Origin of the sequence: Lentilactobacillus sp. TOM.63 (assembly GCF_030361045.1) — a bacterium.
Classification (GTDB): domain Bacteria; phylum Bacillota; class Bacilli; order Lactobacillales; family Lactobacillaceae; genus Lentilactobacillus; species Lentilactobacillus dabitei.
Genome location: NZ_JAUCAP010000010.1, coordinates 1 through 19,002, shown reverse-complemented (window position 1 = coordinate 19,002; position 19,002 = coordinate 1). Strand labels below are relative to the sequence as shown.

At 41.3% G+C, this 19,002-nt stretch carries 18 protein-coding genes; 13 read left to right on the top strand and 5 right to left on the bottom strand.

Translation table 11 applies throughout. The features are described 5' to 3' along the window. The first annotated feature begins 136 nt into the window (after nt 1-136). From QUF07_RS03270 to QUF07_RS03260, 3 genes are read left to right on the top strand one after another with little or no spacing between them, the layout of a single operon-like run. On the top strand, nt 137-370 hold the full coding sequence (locus QUF07_RS03270) for a helix-turn-helix transcriptional regulator (RefSeq protein ID WP_217165250.1): 234 nt from the start codon (nt 137-139) through the stop codon (nt 368-370). Then, nucleotides 351-794, top strand: a complete 444-nt coding sequence (locus QUF07_RS03265; protein WP_217341672.1) for a DUF2178 domain-containing protein — start codon at nt 351-353, stop codon at nt 792-794. The genes QUF07_RS03270 and QUF07_RS03265 overlap by 20 nt, the downstream gene beginning before the upstream one ends. A gap of 51 nt (nt 795-845) precedes the next feature. Beyond that, nucleotides 846-1,343, top strand: coding sequence for a hypothetical protein (locus QUF07_RS03260; protein ID WP_289426781.1), 498 nt, complete (start codon nt 846-848; stop codon nt 1,341-1,343). Nucleotides 1,344-1,348: 5 nt separating this feature from the next. Here the strand turns inward: QUF07_RS03260 and QUF07_RS03255 are convergent, their stop codons facing one another. Continuing rightward, nucleotides 1,349-2,164, bottom strand: a complete 816-nt coding sequence (locus QUF07_RS03255) for a DNA/RNA non-specific endonuclease (protein WP_289426780.1) — start codon at nt 2,162-2,164, stop codon at nt 1,349-1,351. 193 nt (nt 2,165-2,357) lie between these two features. Here QUF07_RS03255 and pnuC point away from each other — a divergent pair, with 193 nt between their 5' ends. From pnuC to QUF07_RS03235, 4 genes are all read left to right on the top strand, one after another. Then, nucleotides 2,358-3,164, top strand: coding sequence for a nicotinamide riboside transporter PnuC (gene pnuC / locus QUF07_RS03250; RefSeq protein WP_249778522.1), 807 nt, complete (start codon nt 2,358-2,360; stop codon nt 3,162-3,164). Continuing rightward, nucleotides 3,165-4,775 (top strand): alpha-L-rhamnosidase-related protein, encoded by a 1,611-nt coding sequence (locus tag QUF07_RS03245; RefSeq protein WP_217165242.1) that lies wholly within the window; start codon nt 3,165-3,167, stop codon nt 4,773-4,775. Nucleotides 4,776-5,125: 350 nt separating this feature from the next. Next, on the top strand, nt 5,126-5,755 hold the full coding sequence (locus tag QUF07_RS03240) for a helix-turn-helix transcriptional regulator (protein WP_217165240.1): 630 nt from the start codon (nt 5,126-5,128) through the stop codon (nt 5,753-5,755). 469 nt (nt 5,756-6,224) lie between these two features. Continuing rightward, complete coding sequence (locus QUF07_RS03235) at nt 6,225-6,665, top strand: GyrI-like domain-containing protein (RefSeq protein ID WP_289426779.1); 441 nt, start codon at nt 6,225-6,227, stop codon at nt 6,663-6,665. A gap of 731 nt (nt 6,666-7,396) precedes the next feature. Here QUF07_RS03235 and QUF07_RS03230 read toward each other — a convergent pair. Continuing rightward, complete coding sequence (locus QUF07_RS03230; RefSeq protein WP_289426778.1) at nt 7,397-8,350, bottom strand: aldo/keto reductase; 954 nt, start codon at nt 8,348-8,350, stop codon at nt 7,397-7,399. A gap of 117 nt (nt 8,351-8,467) precedes the next feature. Here QUF07_RS03230 and QUF07_RS03225 point away from each other — a divergent pair, with 117 nt between their 5' ends. Next, nucleotides 8,468-9,088 carry a DedA family protein gene (locus QUF07_RS03225; protein WP_217162486.1) on the top strand — a complete coding sequence of 207 codons (621 nt, stop codon included), beginning with the start codon at nt 8,468-8,470 and terminating at the stop codon, nt 9,086-9,088. Nucleotides 9,089-9,528: 440 nt separating this feature from the next. Next, the gene (locus tag QUF07_RS03220) at nt 9,529-12,348 is read left to right on the top strand and encodes a cation-translocating P-type ATPase (RefSeq protein WP_289426777.1); all 2,820 of its coding nucleotides are present in this window, start codon (nt 9,529-9,531) and stop codon (nt 12,346-12,348) included. Nucleotides 12,349-12,520: 172 nt separating this feature from the next. Here QUF07_RS03220 and greA read toward each other — a convergent pair whose 3' ends face one another. After that, nucleotides 12,521-12,988 carry a transcription elongation factor GreA gene (gene greA, locus QUF07_RS03215; protein WP_289426776.1) on the bottom strand — a complete coding sequence of 156 codons (468 nt, stop codon included), beginning with the start codon at nt 12,986-12,988 and terminating at the stop codon, nt 12,521-12,523. A 140-nt stretch (nt 12,989-13,128) separates the two neighbouring features. Here greA and QUF07_RS03210 point away from each other — a divergent pair, with 140 nt between their 5' ends. The 3 genes from QUF07_RS03210 (at nt 13,129) to QUF07_RS03200 (ending at nt 15,382) form a co-directional block, all read left to right on the top strand. After that, complete coding sequence (locus tag QUF07_RS03210; protein ID WP_217162481.1) at nt 13,129-13,872, top strand: hypothetical protein; 744 nt, start codon at nt 13,129-13,131, stop codon at nt 13,870-13,872. Continuing rightward, the gene (locus QUF07_RS03205; protein ID WP_217162479.1) at nt 13,850-14,809 is read left to right on the top strand and encodes a serine hydrolase; all 960 of its coding nucleotides are present in this window, start codon (nt 13,850-13,852) and stop codon (nt 14,807-14,809) included. The genes QUF07_RS03210 and QUF07_RS03205 overlap by 23 nt, the downstream gene beginning before the upstream one ends. A 222-nt stretch (nt 14,810-15,031) precedes the next feature. Next, nucleotides 15,032-15,382 (top strand): aggregation-promoting factor C-terminal-like domain-containing protein, encoded by a 351-nt coding sequence (locus QUF07_RS03200; RefSeq protein ID WP_056981233.1) that lies wholly within the window; start codon nt 15,032-15,034, stop codon nt 15,380-15,382. 104 nt (nt 15,383-15,486) lie between these two features. Here QUF07_RS03200 and QUF07_RS03195 read toward each other — a convergent pair whose 3' ends face one another. After that, a complete protein-coding gene (locus QUF07_RS03195) occupies nt 15,487-15,843 on the bottom strand; it encodes a hypothetical protein (protein WP_054748959.1) in 357 nt (118 codons plus the stop codon). 356 nt (nt 15,844-16,199) lie between these two features. Here QUF07_RS03195 and QUF07_RS03190 point away from each other — a divergent pair, with 356 nt between their 5' ends. Continuing rightward, entirely contained in the window at nt 16,200-17,504 is a 1,305-nt protein-coding gene (locus tag QUF07_RS03190) for a nucleobase:cation symporter-2 family protein (RefSeq protein ID WP_056981234.1), read from the top strand. Between the two features lie 192 nt (nt 17,505-17,696). On the opposite strand, the gene QUF07_RS03185 is transcribed toward QUF07_RS03190, so the two are convergent. Next, entirely contained in the window at nt 17,697-18,629 is a 933-nt protein-coding gene (locus QUF07_RS03185; protein ID WP_289426775.1) for a LysR family transcriptional regulator, read from the bottom strand. Between the last annotated feature and the right edge of the window lie 373 nt (nt 18,630-19,002).

Below are 19,002 nucleotides of genomic sequence, written 5' to 3'. Positions count from 1 at the left end.
TTTGCCTAATAAATATTTAATGATTGAAGTTACATTAATGCAAACAGATATACAGAAACAATGTGAAACCAACTTCACATTCAATCAATAACTTGCTATAATATAATGTGAAATGAACTTCACAGCAGATAGGGGGATGCCGATCATCTTTGTAGATAATAATGTGTCAGAGCACCGCAAACAGTTGGGGTTAACCCAAGCACAACTGGCGGCCGCTGTTGGGGTGACCCGGCGAACAATCATTTCTTTGGAAAAGGGAAAGTGTACCCCCTCGTTGCTCCTGGCTCTGCAGCTTGCTCTGAAGTTAAAGGTTAATATTAATGACTTATTTTGGTTGGGAGGCTCCGCAAATGAAAAAAGTGATCATTGAACAAATTGGCAATATTATCATGGTTATCCTTGCGACCTGTACAATGATGTACACGGTGAGTCATTCGTATTGGACTACCACCGGAGAATCGTCATTTCAATTTGGTGTTTATGGAATTATGCTGCTAGTATGGTTAATTATTTTTGGTATTATAAGAGTTATTTTAGCGAGACAAGATCCGTCATTTAACCCTAATCGGGGTGAACTGAGCGCCGCAGACGAACGGGAAAAAGCAATTTCTCAACAGGCATTGCGGTGGACTTATCACGTAATGATTACGTTATTGCTGATTGAACTGATTGTCATTCCAATTCTAAGCGTTGGTATGGGTGCTCACCCGGTGTTGTTTGCCCTTGGAGGAGCACTCATCATCAGTTTTATGGCCTACTTAAGCGGTTGGCTTTACTTTGATGCTAAAGAATAGCTAGAATCTTCGATATCGAAATGAGAAACTAAAGAAAGGAACGACCAAATAATGAATAAATCCCTTGGGTTAACCATTCTATTTTGGCTGAACTTTCTGGTTAGCCCAACTGTTGCGTATGTCATGAATGGGATGACCTTCTTTAAGTTGTTTGATTTGGGAACGTTACCGTTTGTCAGCCCAAATCTAATGCCTTGGCTGATGATTGTTACGTTTATTTGGATAATGGTTGCCAGCTATGTTTGGGTTGGTATTTTGACTCAAAAAGAATTTATCCATCAATCAGTTTTCAATAATCGAATTAACAAGATTACTGTCGTATTAGGGATCTTCGAAATTATTTTGCTCATGATTGGTAATGGTTTGAGAGTCATGACGAAAGCCTTCCCTGTGAATGATATTGCTGCAATTACCGCATTACCATTATTACTTTGGCTAAATTATCAATTTTGGCAATCAACTAATCAAAATTGGGTATGGATTGGCTTGTTAATTCAAAGCCTCTGCATTTGTCTTTTTATGCAAGGATTCTATAGTTCGGTTTGGTAATTAGTTTAAGGTTCTGGAACGCTCATTTCCCGATCAATGGTTGATCGCCCAGTTGAGTAGTCAAATTGAACTTTTGGTTGTACATTAAACAGGTAAACGTTGAAGTTGAGTGATTTGTCGGTGCTGATTGCCTCTAAGTGAATTCCCCGGGCCATTAGGTCATTGTCCCTGAAAATTGGTTTGGAAAAGAAGATGACCCGTTTACCATCTTTAAGGGCTTCCCGGATTTTCTGCTCGAAAATGGTTTGGACTCGTTGATTGGAAAAGGCGGTTTGGGTAAATAAGTTTTTCGGATTATTTTGATCCCCCGATTGGTCACTGGGGTTATAGGTGCCATTTGCGCTAATCCCTTTAGAAATCGAATAGGCAATTAAGTGTCCCCGATTGATAATGGGCTCGCGGTCGACAAATTTTTGGTGCCAAGCAGTCGGTTCAACGTACTGGCGAACGCGATTTTCATCTGAAGCCAAATTGTGGGGTTCTAAATAGGCCAGGTTTCCTTTGCTGGTCCGATTGAAGCGATCTAAATTTGAATAAACGACATGATTTGATTGCCACTTGGTAGGATTCAGGTTGGCCTTATTACGGTTTACGTAAATATAGCTTTGCTCGCCTGAATGGTAGTTGAGCTTGGCTAGTTCATTATTGGAATCGACGCTTTTGGTCTGGTTGAATACTGTTTGAGAAATGTTTTGAATAAATGATTGAATGTCGCTTGGCTGGCCGCCGGAAAATAACCAGCCACCAACTAAAATGATAATTGCAATGATTAAGCTGGAAAATGTGTATGATTGACGATGCTTGCGTCTACGTTTACTCATGATTTCACCCTCGATTATAGTTGTAACGTCCGCTATTGAGGATAGCAGATTACGGAGGGGAACGGCAAGGGGTTCATTAATTGAATTTAGTAAAGGGCTTGTAATTTTGAGATTAGGAGTTATTATAAAAGTACATTTAACTTTAAACTAATAAAGGTTAAATGTACTTTTATAATGAGGAAGATGAACAAGAATGCAAAGCTTATTACATGAACATGGTAACATTGTTAGCCGAGCAATTGGCTTGGCTTTTAGCCCGAAGCAAATTTATCGGGCAATTTTTAAAATGAGTAGGGGAAGAACTTTCTACCTATTCCTGTTACTTTTACTTCAGGTGGTTTCGTTTTTCCTATATTTTGCCAACGGAACTTTTTCATTGAAACCCGATACGTCTGTCACAGGCATATTTGGCTTACTTGCTGGAATTACTGGCATTATCAGCGTTGTTATTTGTGCAGATGGCGAGATTACCAACTATTTTTGGGGGATTCTCAATAATATTACTTACATTTATGTTTCATTTGCGAACAACTTGTATGGCGAGGTTTATTTGAACTTATACTTTTTCATTCTTCAATTTATTGGTATTTATGAGTGGACAGCTAAAAACATCCAAACTGATTCTGACAGAAAAGATGTTGTTCAAGTTAAAGAACTGACAAAATGGGGATGGGCAACCTTAGTAGTTCTGGTATTGATTGGTTGGTTTGCTTTGGGATCGTTCTTAAAACAAGTGCCATTCTTATCGAGTACCTTAGATCCTCATCCTTGGATTGATTCGATTAGTGTTGTCGTTCAAGTGTTTGCTCAATTATTAATGGTTCTCAGATATGGTTCCAGCCAGTGGTTACTGTGGATTATTGGTAACGTTGCTGAACTTGTTCTTTGGACAATTAACTTTAACCCAATCATAATTGCACTTTGGCTTGCCTACCTCATCAATTCACTTTATGGCTATTACGTGTGGACATCCAAACTTCAGAAAGAAGTGAAGGCTTAAATGAGTTACCATTTTGACAATCAGGGGAAACGGTCACAATTTAAGGTTGACAAGACTGGCAGTTCAAATTTGGAAGTGAATGATGAGTTTTACGGAAAGGCTCAGGCAATCGATCCTCAATTAAAACGTCAAAGGATCCCGATTTTGTCAGCGACTTATTCACACATTGGCAATCAAGGCTCACGGAAAAATGTTGACGTAGATAGGTTGCCTAGATTATCAAGAAATGATGTTTTGGTATTAGATCTAGGTAGGCACTGTGTTGGTCATTTTAATTGTCAATTGATAACAACTGGTTCCCATCCGGATGCACCAGCTGGTTTGAATGTTCGCTTTTGTGAAACGGAGAAGGAATTGTCTGCAAGCAAGGACTATGAGGGTTGGTTGCCAAAGGGATGGATTCAAGAGGATGCCGTTAGAATCCTAAAGTTCCCGTGGAAAAAAGAATTTGAACGCGTTGCCTGCCGGTATATCAAAATTTCAATCATTGATACTTCTCAAAAATATCAATTAGTACTCAAAAATCCAGACTTTGTTTCTGAAAGTTCTGCTGGTGAACTTAACGTAAATAATGAGTTTTGTACAAACGACTCACAACTAAAGCAAATTGACGAGTTGTCGTTAGCCACATTGCACAGCTGTATGCAGACGGTCTTTGAAGACGGTCCTAAACGTGATCGACGTTTGTGGATTGGCGATTTTCGGATTCAATCATTAACTGATGAAGTAACGTTCGAAAATTTCGACATTATTAAACGGTGCCTATATTTATTTGCAAGTACGGCTAATCGCAGAACCGGTTCTCTATGTGCGGATATTTTTTCGGATGGGATAGAGACACCCGATGATTTGGAAATGGGAGACTATACGTTACTGTTTGTCGATGTGTTAGCAAATTATTTTGGGGAGACTAAAGATAAAGAAACGTTGATGGGCCTTTATGAAACTGCGAAACGAGCGGTTCAGTACGGCTTGAATCAAATTGATCCTAGCGGAATCCCGAATAGTGACTTAGTTCAGACAGTTTTCTTAGATTGGTTAGCAGACGCCAATGTTTCCAAGGAAGCAGCAACCCTTGGGATCATAATTTTTGCCTTAAATCGGTTGATATATTTGGCTGAGATTGTGGAGGATCCACAAATCCCTGAACTTAGGCAGATCCAGACAAAATTGACTAGCCTTGCACGTGACCTGTATTTTGATCAGCAGAAGGGCTTGTTTGTCAGTGGCAAAAATAGTCAGATAAACTGGCCTAGCCAAATTTGGCTTGTGAGAGCGAATGTGTTTACCAAAAAGCAAAATCAGCAACTACTAAGGCGTGCCTTGGATAAACTGCCAATGACTTTCTTTGTATCGCCCTATTTGTATGGTGAACTCTGCTTAACTTTATGTGAAAATGATTTAGTTGATTTGGCAGTTAGACTAATCAAAGCATATTGGGGAAAGATGATTGCAGCAGGTGCCCAAACATCCTGGGAAGTTTTTTCAATTCAAGATGCTGAATATTCTCCGTATGGTGTTAATAGCACGCTGGTTCATAGTTATTGTCATGGCTGGGGATGTGTGCCAGCTTATATTTTTCGAAAATATTTGAAGGCTGATGGAAAATAAAGTGATTAATTAATAAGGCCATCTGATCGGAATTCATTCTCAGAATTTCAATCGGATGGCCTTATTAAGTTATACGAAGTCGTTGATCAAAGGTTAAATCGCGGAAACTGCACTCATAATAAATCAAAATAACCATCGTTAAAATGGTTCGCGAACCTCTAACGTTTGAGTGGATTTAGCTGTCCTCATCTTGAGTTGCCAACTGTCGGGTTATTGTCGTGACGCTGTCGTGGTATGATTTTACCAAGTACACTATGGTTTAAGTGAATCATGAATGATTCAAAACCAATAGTAAGGAGGAACAGAACGGTAGATCGAGCTAGCCGAAAAACCATTCTGAAATCAAAATGATGACTAATAACAAAATTGCATATTTACGAAAACAGCATGGTTGGACTCAAGAACATTTAGCAGAAGTGAGCCAGGTTAATCCCAGAACAATTCAACGCCTAGAAGCTGGGGAAGATGCCAGTTTAGAAACGTTACGTTTGGTTGCTAATGCATTGGGTGTTCAAATTGGTGATTTATTTGAAACGATATCAGACTCGGATAAGGGTGAACAAATTAAGATATTTGACAAACAGAAGGCTGACCAAACCCACACATGGCTGGTAATGCATCAATTTTATCGCTTGTGCCTGATTATTGGATTTGTAGTATTAATGTTGATCTTGATTAGCCTAGTGTCATTAACGGATAGTGATAGGATATTAGAGATTGCTGGCATCAGTTGGCTAATTTTGTGGCCAATTGGGTTAGGAGCAATTAAAGTATTTCAGACGACGTGGATGGAACCACGGTTATCGCGCAAATATCCATTGGCGGAAAACTTGAATCCTGCTTATAATCCGGATCGGGAACGGACAACCGAGAAGCATTCTGGGTTATGGATTGCTGGTATCGTCATTCTTGTGATTTTGATTATCTCAGTTATTTGGGCGGCTTTTAACTTTTATCTGCTAAAGTTCGTCGGAATTTGAGAGGGAGTTCTCAAACTATTGTCCTAGCTATGTGTAAGAATTACAAATGATTTGAAAACCAGTCATGTAATGCAAACCAGCCACTTATGAACAGTTTAAAGTTCTGGTGGCTGTTTTGAGTTATGCTCGAGATCCAATAAATTAAAATATTTAGTTTTATACTGCGATAAAAAAATACTTCGATGCAATTTCAATCAAATAGCAAAGCTAATTGATTGAAATTTAAAATGGGGGCACTTGAACTTTGAATTAGCTATATAGATTGCTGAGAATTATAGGATTTACAGATTTAACATTAAAAGCACCACTTTTGATCGGAAATAACCGCCGCTTTAATTTCCTTACTTGATCTATTAAACGGGAAATATGATTGTCAATAAATTATTTTAAACTTGGTAGTGTATTTCATTTTAACTGGGGTTATGCTATTAGCACAGGACGTCCAAGTACAACAATGGAGTGTGTAAAAGTGAATATTGAACATATGACAGAAACGAAAGTCGTTTATTTTAGACGAATAGGGGCTTATGGTGTTGAAAATAGAAAGTTAATGGATTCATTTAAACAATGGATTAAATCAGAACGACTATTTCAAGAATCGACTATACTTGGCATAGCTCTGGATAATCCACAAAATGTTTCTAGTGTTAACTGTAGATATGATACTTGTCTAATTACCGATAGGGGACATTTTAAAAATGACCGAATCAAACAAAGAGTATTAACAGCCGGGAACTATGCTGTTTTCCAAATAGCGCACATTGAAACAGCAATTAACGAATTCTATCAAAAGATGGAACGGATTATCTGCGAGGAAAGGCTTAGCACTATCAATAAACCAATTATTGAACGGTATCAGCAAAAATTAGTAAAGATGGGATACTGTGAAATATTAATCCCAGTAGAATAGGAAATTTATTGTTATAAAACGCGGCTTTTTTGATACTGTGTGAATGCGCTGATCTAATTAACTTTAGAAACCTAATTCATCATTTCTTTGTTGAGCAATCATTTATTAATGAACGCTTGTGTGCTCAAAGTGGCTTTTCTTGTTGAATCCCGTGATGGTAAAATGTTTAGTTTGCAAAACATTCACGATGTGATTAATCCAAAAGTGGTTCTGTATAATTAAGAGTAAGTAACCAATCAGATTAGTAATTCCTAGTAATGATAGTAACAAGAAACATATGTTAAATGAATTAAATTGATCATTTGAAATAAATCAAGTCGCTTTATTTCCTGACAAGGAAAATGTGCACAGTACACTAAAAACAAATTTTTAATGTAGACTGTTTAAAGGATCTTAAGGCATACTCTAATATTTAATTATTTCTTCCTAACTTAAACCACGATCAATTATTGCTCCAGGGTCAATTGGTTGTATTCTTGTTGAGGACCGTTCGCCCCCTACCACATAACACAAAACAGCCACTGACAAACAAAGCCGTTTATCAGTGGCTGTTTTGAGTTATGTTCCGGGGTCAATGGTTGGAGCCTTCGATTCCATATTCTTGTTGAGGACCGCTCCGACGCAACTGACGCTAACATCTAAGAATCCGCCAACCAAAATCCAAAACCGGGATTTCAGTTGGCGGACCCTTAGATAACCGCGTCAAACCGTTGCTCGTCGCTCACTTCTTTTTAAGGCAAGTCATTACCCGCAGCAAAGTACAAATCGTACCACTCCTGCTTCGTCAATTCGACATCAGCACCAGCAGCACTATCCTTGATATGGTCAGGATTCATTGTGCCTAACAATACTTGAATGTGAGCCGGATGACGGAGAATCCAGGCTACCGCGATGGCATTCTTTGAAACGCCATACTTGTCAGCTAATTCAGCCAACTTATCGTTTAGTTTGCCATACTTAGGATCATTGATATACATACCATCAAACAAGCCATAATTAAATGGTGACCAAGCTTGGATAGTCATGTGTTTGCGGCGTGAATATTCGATGATTTGATCGTTATGATCATTACTATCATCACCGGCCTTGTTAACATGGAGGCCAGCCTTGATCATGCCGGAATGAACCACGTTAAATTGCAGTTGGTTAATGATTAGTCGTTGGTTAACCCATGATTGAACCATTTCGACTTGTTCAGGATCAAAGTTGGAAACCCCAAAGTGACGAACTTTACCTTCACGCTGAAGAGTATCAAAGGCGTCCGCAACTTCATCTTCTTCCATCAATGGATCTGGTCGGTGGAGCAAGAATGAATCCAGGTAATCGACGCCCATTCGTTCCAGAATCCCATCAACCGCTTCGATTAAGTGTTGCTTTGAAAAGTCATAGCGAGCCCCGAATACTAAGCCATCGTGGCTGCGGCTGGGATCAAGGACGATTCCACCCTTTGACTGGATAAATAGTTTATCCCGAGAAATGCCAGAAGCTTTTAAGGCTTCCTTAAACTTCTTTTCTGAACCGCCTTCACCATAGATGTTGGCTGAATCAATGTAGTTAATCCCAGTATCCACAGCAGTTTGCAGCGTTTTTGCGGCGGCATTTGTATCCATGCCAGCCATCCGCATGATTCCTAACGCAACTGCAGATGCTTCGAAGTTGGTGTTACCAATTTTTAATGTCTTCATTTCCATCCTCCTTCATTAATTACCTTCAATTATAAGCCATTAAAATCAACATGCCAAAGATTGAAAAGTTTGAATATGGTATAATCGCCTTACCAAAATGAGAAGCGAGGAAATTAATTGAGCGAGAGTACGATTACTGAATTAATTAATCAATATGGCTATTGGGGAATTGCGTTCCTAATTGCCTTCGAAAATATTTTTCCGCCGATCCCTTCTGAAGTGGTGTTGGTGTTCACTGGTTATTTAACGATCTCAAGTAAGCTGACCATTTTGGGGTCGATTTTGGCAGCAACTGCTGGGGCTTACCTTGGGGCAGTCGCCCTATATGGGGTTGGCCGATTATTGAGTGTTGAACAGCTGGAGCGGCTGGTATCTGGGAAAATCGGCAAAATTTTACGGTTGAAGCCCGCAGACATTGCGAAAGCCGGTCATTATTTCAACAAGCATGGGGCTGTTGCTATTTTAATCGGTCGATGCATTCCAGTCGTCCGGAGCTTGATTTCAATTCCGGCAGGGATGACTGGCTATTCGTTTGGCAAGTTCAGTGGTTTAACCATTATTGGGACATTGCTTTGGAATACGGTGCTAATCCTCGTTGGTCACTTTGCTGGGCAAGCTTGGGAACAGATGCTTGGGCAACTAGATCAATGGTTGATGGTGATTCTGGTCGTCGTGGTGGTCATTGTAGCTTGCTACGTTTATTATAAATTTTCAACGAAAAATAGGGATGAACAGTGAATTTGGACCTGTGGGCGATTGCCTGGGGGCCTTTTTTGTTGCGTGATGCAGGGCATTCTAAGGCAGAAGTTTCTTTTCTATGTAAATTAGGACTGTGGTGCAAAGGAGGAACTTGTAGTTATGCGGTTTCTTGTTGGATAGATTAGTAGTGCTCCGCAAAGCAATAACCTGCACATAAGCACTTATGTCACATAGTAGAATCATGCTCCGCAAAGCAGAAACCTGCACCTAAGCCTCTTCAACCAAAAATCCAAAACCAGGATTTATGATTGAAGACACTTAGGCTCCGGTTTCTAACCGCTTTGCTGCGCACACTTTAAAATTCTTCAAACTTTTCTCAAATATTCTCTAAACTTTCACAAGTGAGCAGCTTGACTTTGTTATACTTATTATAAGTATTTTTTAGACGAAACAGATTCCCACCTATAAGGAGGAACCCGATGAAATGGTATAGTCAAAGCACAAAGTCAGTTTTGGAAACCCTTGAAACTAGCCGAATTTCTGGCTTGAGTGAACCAAAAGCACAACTTCGCCAACAGGAATATGGACCCAATCGGCTTCAGTCAGCCAAGAAAGAGCCCGCTTGGAAAATGTTCTTGAAAAGTTTTAAGGAGCCATTAATTATTATTCTGCTGGTTGCGACGGGATTAGCCCTTGCCAGTGCAATGTACGATTTTAACGTGACCGGTGACCACAAGCATGCCATGGCTTCCGTTTATGAAGCAGTTGCAATTTTGCTAATTGTGGTGATTAATAGTGGCCTGACCTTTCACCAAACCCGCTCCGCCCAAAAATCGCTTGAAGCGCTCTCCAACATGCGCCAGCATCACATGCACGTTCTTCGGGACAGCAACTGGATTTCGGTGGCAGCCAGTGATTTGGTTCCTGGCGATATCGTCAGTGTGAAATCTGGTGACTTCATTGACGGCGACTTACGGTGGCTAAAGACCGCTGAATTGCAGATTAACGAGTCACATTTGACTGGTGAATCTGATGCCATCAGCAAGGATACCGAAGCTGTTTCCGAAGATACCGAGCTGGGGGATCGCACTAACATGGGGTATTCCGGCTCAATGGTCGTTAACGGAAACGGAATTGGCGTGGTGGTCGCGACGGGGATGGACACTGAACTGGGTCGAATTTCAAATTTAATGCAGGATATCGACGACCAGAAAACGCCGATCGAAAAATCAGTCCACGGGTTAAGCAAGAAATTGATGATCATTGCCGGGCTGATTATTCTCCTGACAATCGGCTACGATATTGTCAAGCAACTGTTGCAAGTCGGCAATGTGTCACTGGAAAGCTTAGCCGGAATTTCTTCCACTTCGATTGCCATTGCAGTGGCCTCGATCCCTGATGCCATGCCAGTGGTCCTTTCAATTGTGCTGACAATTGGGGCCAAAATGATGGCCGACCAGAAAGGGTTGGTAAAGTCATTGAGTAGTGTAGAAACCCTGGGGTCAACGACCTATATTGCCTCTGATAAGACGGGAACGTTAACTAAAAATGAGATGACTGTCACTCGTTTCTGGGCAAATGGCGAAGTGTATGACGTTGAGGGAAATGGTTACACGCCGGTTGGTGACATCATCCGTACCGATGGGAAGCCGGTTAACCCCAAGGACTACCAGCGCTTTTTGGAAGTGGCAGTCTTAAATAATGAAGCAGAAATTAAACCCGATGATAAACAGAACTGGCGGCCATTTGGGAATCCCACTGATGTATCATTAGTCGTGTTGGGTGCCAAACAGGGCGTGAAGCGTGATGCCTTGTTAGAAGAACGCGGCAACCATGACATTGATATCATCAGAATTCTGCCGTTTGACAGCACTCGAAAAATGATGACCGTCGTGATTAAAGAGAATGGTAAATACTATAGTTTAACCAAGGGCGCCCCGGACGTGATTAAAGATCGAACCGCTTCAGCTATGCTTGATGATCAAGTGGTCGACATTGGCGAAGTTGCAGCTGATATTGAGAACACCATGCTGGCGTTTGCTAACAACGCCCTGCGGACAATTTCACTTACTCAACGGGAGGTCACCCGAGATCAAGCATTGAATGCCCCAAGCGAAGAACTTGAGCGTGATCTGTGCTTCTTAGGATTAGTGGGAATTATTGATCCACCGCGTGAGGAAGTGCGAGCATCGGTTAAGAAATTAACCGATGCCGCTGTGAATGTGGTGATGATTACCGGTGACCATGCCGCGACCGCTAAAGCAATTGCCAAGCAGTTAGGGATTATCAAATCAAAGACTGCCCGGGTGATTACTGGAAAAGAACTGGAGACAATGGACGATGCCCAACTCGCCGAAGCTGTCTTGACCACTCGAGTTTATGCCCGAGTGACCCCAGCCCATAAACAGCGCATTATCAAACAGCTTCAGCAGCACAAACAGGTGGTGGCCATGACCGGCGACGGGATTAATGACGCCCCAGCATTGAAAGCCGCTGATATCGGAATCGCAATGGGGATTAATGGGACGGAAGTGACTAAAGATGCTGCTGATTTGATTTTATTAGATGACAAATTTACAACCATCGAGAAATCAGTAGAATCTGGGCGAACCATTTTTGCCAATATTTTGAATTTTATGCGGCATGAATTAACCACCAATGTGGCTGAAGTACTCTCGCTGTTATTGGGAGTCTTCCTGATTACGGCACCAATTGGTCACATTACCGAAGTGACCCCAACGCTGACCGCACTGATGGTCCTGTGGGTGAACATGATTAGTGATTCGCTGCCATCATTTGCGTTAGGATACGATGAGGCAGAGGCCGATGTGATGAAACAACAACCCCGAGATACTAACCAATCAATTTTGGCCAATGGGATGCTCAGCCGAGTGCTGATCCGCGGTGGGGTAATGGGTGGTGCCGTGTTTATCGCCTTCATTTGGGCAGCCAATCAAGGCTTTTCAATTGCCCAAAGTCAGACGATCGCCTTCCTGACCTTGGTATTCGGACAACTCTGGCACGTGTATGATGCTAGAAGTACGAAGACGCTGTTTGACCGGAATCCATTTACCAACTCCCGGTTAACCCTTGCGGTTGGTTTTGCCGCAACCTCGTCTGTATTGGTCACATTGATTCCGTTCTTTAATCAAGTGATGGGAACGGCCTCATTATCAATGGGCCTCTACGTTGGCATTATTATCCTGTCAGCCTTGCCAACATTTATCCTGTCTGGGATCAAAAAATTGATCTGGCGAATGCGTGAAGGGCAGAATGATGATGTCGTTGAATATGATTAATGAGCGTTAAGAAGAAACTGGGATTCGATCATCTGATCTCGGGGATTAAGTGAAAACAAGCAGTGCATCTGGTTTTGGATGCACTGCTTGTTTTGCGTAAATGGTGGGGATTAGCCGCTTATCGTAAGTTTCGTCAAAAAAGTAGTGAGCTAAGCTGGCTTGGCTTGCTCACTTATTTGGTGACTTTGATGATTTTGATTTGGTAAGTCAACCCAGGTGCAGAAACTTGTACTGCATCACCTGAATGATGGTTTAACAACGCAGCCCCAATCGGCGACGCAATTGAAATCTTGTTGTGTTCGATGTCAACTTCGGGGGTACCGACGATTTCATAAGTATCCGTTGAGTGGTCGTCCATGAACTCAAGAGTCACAGTTTTACCAATTTCAACCGTGTCGTTGTCGGTAGGGGTATAAATCTTTGCGTATTGAAGTTGCTTCTTGAGAAATCGCATTCGACTCTCCAAATGACGAAGATCCCGTTTAGCAGCACTGTACTCGGCGTTTTCCGACAAGTCGCCGAGTGCCCGGGCCGCCGCCAGTATTTTGATTTTATTCGGCCGGGCTTCTTCCAAATCGCGAATTTCGGATTTGATGTGTTCATAGCCGGCCTTGGTGATTTTATTAAAATGTTCGTCCAACGTTAAGCCCCCCTGTTACTCCTTAAGTATACAATATAACGGCTCATAACTAATAGAAATGTTGCAATAGGATTGTTAATCTTGATGAATTCACTTATTATATAATTAGATTATATTATGGTTATGAGTGGGAGATCATTATGAAGAAATTTCGATTGGTAGTTTGTGTATTAGCAACAATGATGTTTGCAACGGCGGGGTGCTCCAGCAACAGTGCGAGTCATGACACGAAACCAAAGATCACTTCCAAGACCCGAGACAAGATTTCCGAGTACGAAGGGGTTATCAAAACAGCGCGCAATTTGAATGAAAGCGGCAATTATAAGGCCTCTAACAAGGCCCTCAATGGGATCCGGATCGCGGACTTGAGCGATCACGGCTTTGGTTCATTGAAGACTGAGTACTTCCAGTTGCAGAAAAGCAACGATGCATTTTTGCTGAAGAAGGCTAAGAAACAGAATCAAACCAGTAATGCGACTAATAGTAATGGCGGGACAACTAATTTAAGTACCAACAGCAGTTTTTCAAGTTATCCAAAGTTTGCTGGCGATTATGAATTCTATAATTACGATCCTGATCGGCTTCAAAGTGATTTGGTGATTGATTCTGACGGAACGGTTCTTCAGGAAAATACAGATGGGACCAGTTTCCATGGGATTGCCACTATTTCAGGATACAGCCAAGGCGGTATTCTATCATATGATGTCACGACTGATACGAATAAAACCAAAAGTATTAATTCAAATGTCAAGGTCACAGTCACTTGGAGCAATGGCCAAAACGAAACGTATTATGGTTACACATCATATGACGGCAATTCCGTGCTGACTGATGGCAAATCGTACGATGGGGACTTAGTCAATGAAGTTTGGGTTAAGTACTAGTATTCTTGCCGTAGCTGGGATCGTTATGTTAGCTGGGTGTTCCGCCCATCAGCCAAACGACCATCATTCTGACTCAAAAGTAGGTCGGGTGGCCAGCAGTTCGACAAAGGTGCCACCAAAAAAGGCGACTGGAAGTTCAGCCAGCACGGTTAAGTCTGCCAAGGTAACCAAGGCCGTTCGGGCAACAGTGCAACAGGCTTCTGGAACAACGGCGGTCTACGTGGCATCTGCCAATCACCCATTAGCAACTGGGATTGCGGTCAATCGGCGGCAACGGTCTGCCAGTGTCATTAAAGTTTTTATCATGATCGAAGCCATGAGGAGGGTGAAAGCTGGGGCACTGAATTTGAAGCAAGCAGTGGCAATCCCCGCCCATGATCAGGTTGGCGGGACCGGTGTGTTAGCCCAGCGCGGGACCAATCAGCAGACAATCGGGCAATTACTTGAATTGATGATCAAAGTCAGTGACAATACAGCCACCAATGTGTTAATTGATCAGTTGGGTGGCCTTTCCAAGATTAACCGGACAATTGAGAATCTTGGCTGTCATCACACTAAATTGCAGCGAAAAATGTTGGACTATCGGGCCTTAAATGCTGGGCACGACAACTATACCAGTGCAGCAGATTTAGGGCGGACATTGTTGAAAATTGACCGGCATCAGTTACTGGGTGGTCGTTATGATACCGAAATGTTACGACTTTTGGCGAACAATGCGAATCAGACAAAATTGCCAGCCCTAATCAGTTCGAGGGCGACTATTTATAATAAAACTGGTGAATTCCCAGATTATGGTGTTCAAAATGACGCCGCAATTGTCAAAAAAGGGCAACAATCATTTGTTGTCGTCGTTTTATCCGAAAGTGGTCGTCAAAACCAGCAAATTGATGCCATGAATTTGCTTGGAAAACACTTATATCAAATCTTTTTCCAATAAAAGGCATTAGAATTCTCTGACAATGACTAATTTTGTCAGAGAATTATTTTTGCCCTAAAGCCTGTTAAATCAGGCATATATCTGTTCTACTATCAGATTTGCCTTCTAATATTACTAACATGACAACGTGTTTAACACGCTTGTAATTTTCCAGCAACCTCCCTGTAAATACGAGAGTGTATATTCTACCCTGTTGAGTAAATACGAGGGAGAAATATTTTAATGAAATTTAGAAAATTCGTCATGGTTTTAATGACTGCATTAACTTTCTACGGCACGTTTGATGTTGCCGCAACCACAGAAATCGCAAGCGCCAAGACAACCAAGGTATATAAATCAAATCTTTCAAAAGCAAATCAAAAAGCAAAGTCATGGATCGCCTATCATGAATCAAGAGGTTCATACCATGCTCGCAACGGTCGCTACGTTGGTAAGTATCAATTAAGTTCATCATACTTACACGGTGATTACTCAAAGAACAACCAAGAAAAGGCCGCTGACCATTACGTTAAAGCGCGTTATGGTAGTTGGGTTAATGCCAAGAAGCACTGGAAAGCATACGGTTGGTACTAAAATTAGTCCCGATCTCATAATGTAAACAAAGAGCGTAATCAATCCTCTAATTGGGAATGGTTACGCTCTTTATTTGTTTATTCGGCGATCAGCCGAATAACAGATTATTTAGTAGTTGGGACGCCTGCAACAGCCTTAAAGACATCTGCAAGGGAAACCTGCATGTCAGCAAACTTCTTGTTCAAAATTAATTGACGGAAGTCTTCGATTGACATCTTTTCCTTTTGCTTGAATGGCAATGGTGAGATGGTGGCGTTAACTGACTGGTTAACGCCGGTTGTCAAAGTGATGATAATCCCATCACGGCTATCGAGATGGGCCGTGTAATATTCGTAGTAGGAAGGTACTTCATACTTACCGGTTAGTTCTTTGTGTTCCTGAAAATATTTTGTAATAAAATCTCTGAATGCATCAGCTGATTGTAATGATTCTTTCCATGCGCTTGTGTCATTGATTGTCATAAAAAAATCTCCCTCGTTAATGATGAATTTCTATCCTGATATGTTAGTTGTTCCGCGGATATTGAACTTTACTGTAAGTAGTCTAATCGCTTTTCATAATAAGTCAAGTGAAAACGACTGTGAAAACGTTTCATATCAGCATTTAAAATGATTTGCAAAATGTAACCGTTAACCAATCTATTTGTTTTAAGCGAAATTATTTAGGCAATACTTGCATACCAGTTGTCCAACCATTCGGCACCAGTCGTTAAAAAGGGCTGATGTTAGCGCTATTATTCGGAATTTGAATTGTTTTTAAGATTCATTCATGGTAATATGACAATATTACGTTAAACACGAATAAAAGGGAGAATATCATGAATAATGTTTCCGTTTCAGAAGAAAAGTCACCAATTAAGAATGCGATTTTAGGCTTTCAACATTTATTGGCGATGTATTCTGGCGATATTTTAGTTCCGTTATTAATTGGGGCTGCATTGAAGTTTAACGCCGCTCAGATGACATACTTAGTTTCAATGGATATTTTCATGTGTGGGGTTGCGACCTTACTACAAATTCGCCGAACCCCAATTACTGGGATTGGACTGCCGGTTGTCCTTGGGTGTGCCGTGGAGTACGTTGCCCCCTTGCAATCAATTGGTAAGAACTTCGGATTAGGGTATATGTACGGTGGCATTATCGTCGCTGGGGTGTTCATTATATTGGCAGCCAAGCCATTTGCTCACATGCGGAAATATTTTCCACTCGTTGTCACTGGTTCACTGATCACCTTGATTGGGTTTACGTTGATGCCGGTTGCTTTTCAAAACATTGGTGGTGGCGATACAACTGCCAAGGCCTTTGGAGATCCAACTCACTTGTTTTTAGGATTTTTTACTGCGTTAGTTATTATTGTATTGAACATTTGGGCACGTGGATTTTTGAAGCAAATCTCAATTTTAATTGGGATTCTGGTTGGCACCTTAGTGGCAATTTTCATGGGTCAAATTGATTTTGCGGCCGTTGGTCAAGCACATTGGGCTCAATTGCCTCAATTTTTCTATTTTGGCACACCCAAGTTTGAATGGTCATCGATTGCAACCCTGATATTAGCTGCCTTTACCTGTATGATTGAATCTACCGGCGTTTACTTTGCGTTGAGTGATATTACTGGCAGAAAATTGGAAGACCGCGATTTGGAACATGGCTATCGTTCAGAGGGGATTGCTGCCATTCTCGGTGGTGTGTTCAACACATTCCCATATTCGACATTCTCCCAAAACGTTGGGATCGTGCAACTTTCTGGTATTAAGAAATTAACACCCATTTACTATTCAGCATTTATGTTGATGGTACTGGGATTGATTCCAAAGTTTGGCGCAATTGCGACATTGATTCCGTCATCTGTTTTAGGCGGGGCCATGTTGGTGATGTTTGGAATGGTTGGCGCCCAAGGTATCAAGATGTTATCTAAAGTTGAATTAAACAACAAGAACTTATTAATCATTGCCATCTCAGTTGGACTTGGCTTAGGGGTTACGACCCAACCGGCTTTGTTCCAGTACTTGCCTGCAACGGTTCAAGTTATCATGAGTAATGGGATGGTTGTTGGTAGCTTTACCGCCGTTATCTTGAACATCTTATTGAACCATACCCGGCTTCAAAAAACAGTCGAAGAATAATGATCAAATTGCAGCATTCAGTTGCCTTTCTTTAAAATTTGAAAGAATTACAATTTGCCGCTTGTTCCACCTTTGGTAAGCAGTCGGGTCAAGCAACTGGCTAAAGCAAAAGGAGTCATCACCAAACCCTAACTAGGATTTCAGTGATGACTCCTTTTGCTTTAGCCACGTCGAACCGTTACTGCCAGCACACTACCGTTTTGGCGTATACTCGTCTACATACTCAGTAATGATCTCAAGTAGATCAGTCACAGGTTCAGACGTTTGTTTGTTTTTGATATATGAGATACCAAAGTTAGCCGTTAACACGTCGGTTGGGATCTTAACAATATTGATTCCTGCCTTTTGCTCGTCAGTCAACCGTTCTTCGCCCGCAAATGGTTCTGGGGTGACGATGGCGCCAATATGTTCAATTGCTAGGTCGGATGCCAAGTGCAAATCTGGGACCTCAATACTGTATTCTGGCGTGATGCCGACATCATTGTAATAACTATTAACGAGTCGTTGGTAGTTATCTTCTTGTGGTGTACCAATAAACGATTCACCCGATAGTTTGGTGAGATCCAAGTCTTCATATTTGGAATATAATTGACCTGGGATAAATAGTTTAGAGGTCTTTGGAATAATCAACACAAGGGGCAAACGAGCAGCTGGCTGATAATCAACTTTGTGACTCTGCAAAGCATGGCCGACAAAGAAGTCAAGTGTTCCTGATAACAGGCGCTTTTCAGCGTCTCTGCTAGTCATCCGGGTGATTTGAGCATGAATATTTGGATACTTATTGTAGAAGCGAACTAGAATCGGTTTGTACAAGTCATTGGTAACGACTTCATTAGAAGCAATGGTTAGATGACCATATTTGAACTGGGACAAATGGGTCATTTCCCGATCAAGGTTGGATCTGAGTCGATTCTCTTCCTGCAAATAGGCCAGCAGTCGATCCCCAGCATAGGTCAGCTGAATGGGATGGGATGACCGGTCGATTAATTTAACGCCAAAATTGATTTCTGCATTTTTGATAACCCGACTGATGTACGGTTGAGTAACAAATAACGCTTGGGCCGCTTTGGACATATTTCCTTGCGCCTTTATTTCTTCAAGAAACGAAAGTAATTTGCTGTTCATAGTGATATTCTCCTTTGGGACCCCTCATCAAAATGTTATCCGACAACCAGATTATATGATATTCAAGTAATATATGCATGAATTATGACTCGTATGTGTTCGTTTGTTTTCTAAGGCCACTTTCAAGTATACCAATTTACAATTGACCGGTAAAGGGTGTTCATCTTTTCGTGGGTGTATTAATTAATTCTTAAGAATTGTATACCATCTGATCATATTTCTAACATAAAAAATATAAGTGTTTTGATATGCCAAAACGGGACTCAGCAGTCACTAAAATGGTAAAATTATTATAAACCTGAATTATTCATAGTTCATTAAAAGCCCGTCAGTTTTCGTGTTTTTTCGAAAACTGACGGGTATGTTTTTATCT

Bases quoted from the DNA above. Each gene is read 5' to 3' on its own strand.
- QUF07_RS03270 (WP_217165250.1), top strand. From the start codon at position 137: ATGCCGATCATCTTTGTAGATAATAATGTGTCAGAGCACCGCAAACAG.
- QUF07_RS03265 (WP_217341672.1), top strand. From the start codon at position 351: ATGAAAAAAGTGATCATTGAACAAATTGGCAATATTATCATGGTTATC.
- QUF07_RS03260 (WP_289426781.1), top strand. From the start codon at position 846: ATGAATAAATCCCTTGGGTTAACCATTCTATTTTGGCTGAACTTTCTG.
- QUF07_RS03255 (WP_289426780.1), bottom strand. From the start codon at position 2,164: ATGAGTAAACGTAGACGCAAGCATCGTCAATCATACACATTTTCCAGC.
- pnuC (WP_249778522.1), top strand. From the start codon at position 2,358: ATGCAAAGCTTATTACATGAACATGGTAACATTGTTAGCCGAGCAATT.
- QUF07_RS03245 (WP_217165242.1), top strand. From the start codon at position 3,165: ATGAGTTACCATTTTGACAATCAGGGGAAACGGTCACAATTTAAGGTT.
- QUF07_RS03240 (WP_217165240.1), top strand. From the start codon at position 5,126: ATGACTAATAACAAAATTGCATATTTACGAAAACAGCATGGTTGGACT.
- QUF07_RS03230 (WP_289426778.1), bottom strand. From the start codon at position 8,350: ATGAAGACATTAAAAATTGGTAACACCAACTTCGAAGCATCTGCAGTT.
- QUF07_RS03220 (WP_289426777.1), top strand. From the start codon at position 9,529: ATGAAATGGTATAGTCAAAGCACAAAGTCAGTTTTGGAAACCCTTGAA.
- QUF07_RS03210 (WP_217162481.1), top strand. From the start codon at position 13,129: ATGAAGAAATTTCGATTGGTAGTTTGTGTATTAGCAACAATGATGTTT.
- QUF07_RS03205 (WP_217162479.1), top strand. From the start codon at position 13,850: ATGAAGTTTGGGTTAAGTACTAGTATTCTTGCCGTAGCTGGGATCGTT.
- QUF07_RS03200 (WP_056981233.1), top strand. From the start codon at position 15,032: ATGAAATTTAGAAAATTCGTCATGGTTTTAATGACTGCATTAACTTTC.
- QUF07_RS03195 (WP_054748959.1), bottom strand. From the start codon at position 15,843: ATGACAATCAATGACACAAGCGCATGGAAAGAATCATTACAATCAGCT.
- QUF07_RS03190 (WP_056981234.1), top strand. From the start codon at position 16,200: ATGAATAATGTTTCCGTTTCAGAAGAAAAGTCACCAATTAAGAATGCG.
- QUF07_RS03185 (WP_289426775.1), bottom strand. From the start codon at position 18,629: ATGAACAGCAAATTACTTTCGTTTCTTGAAGAAATAAAGGCGCAAGGA.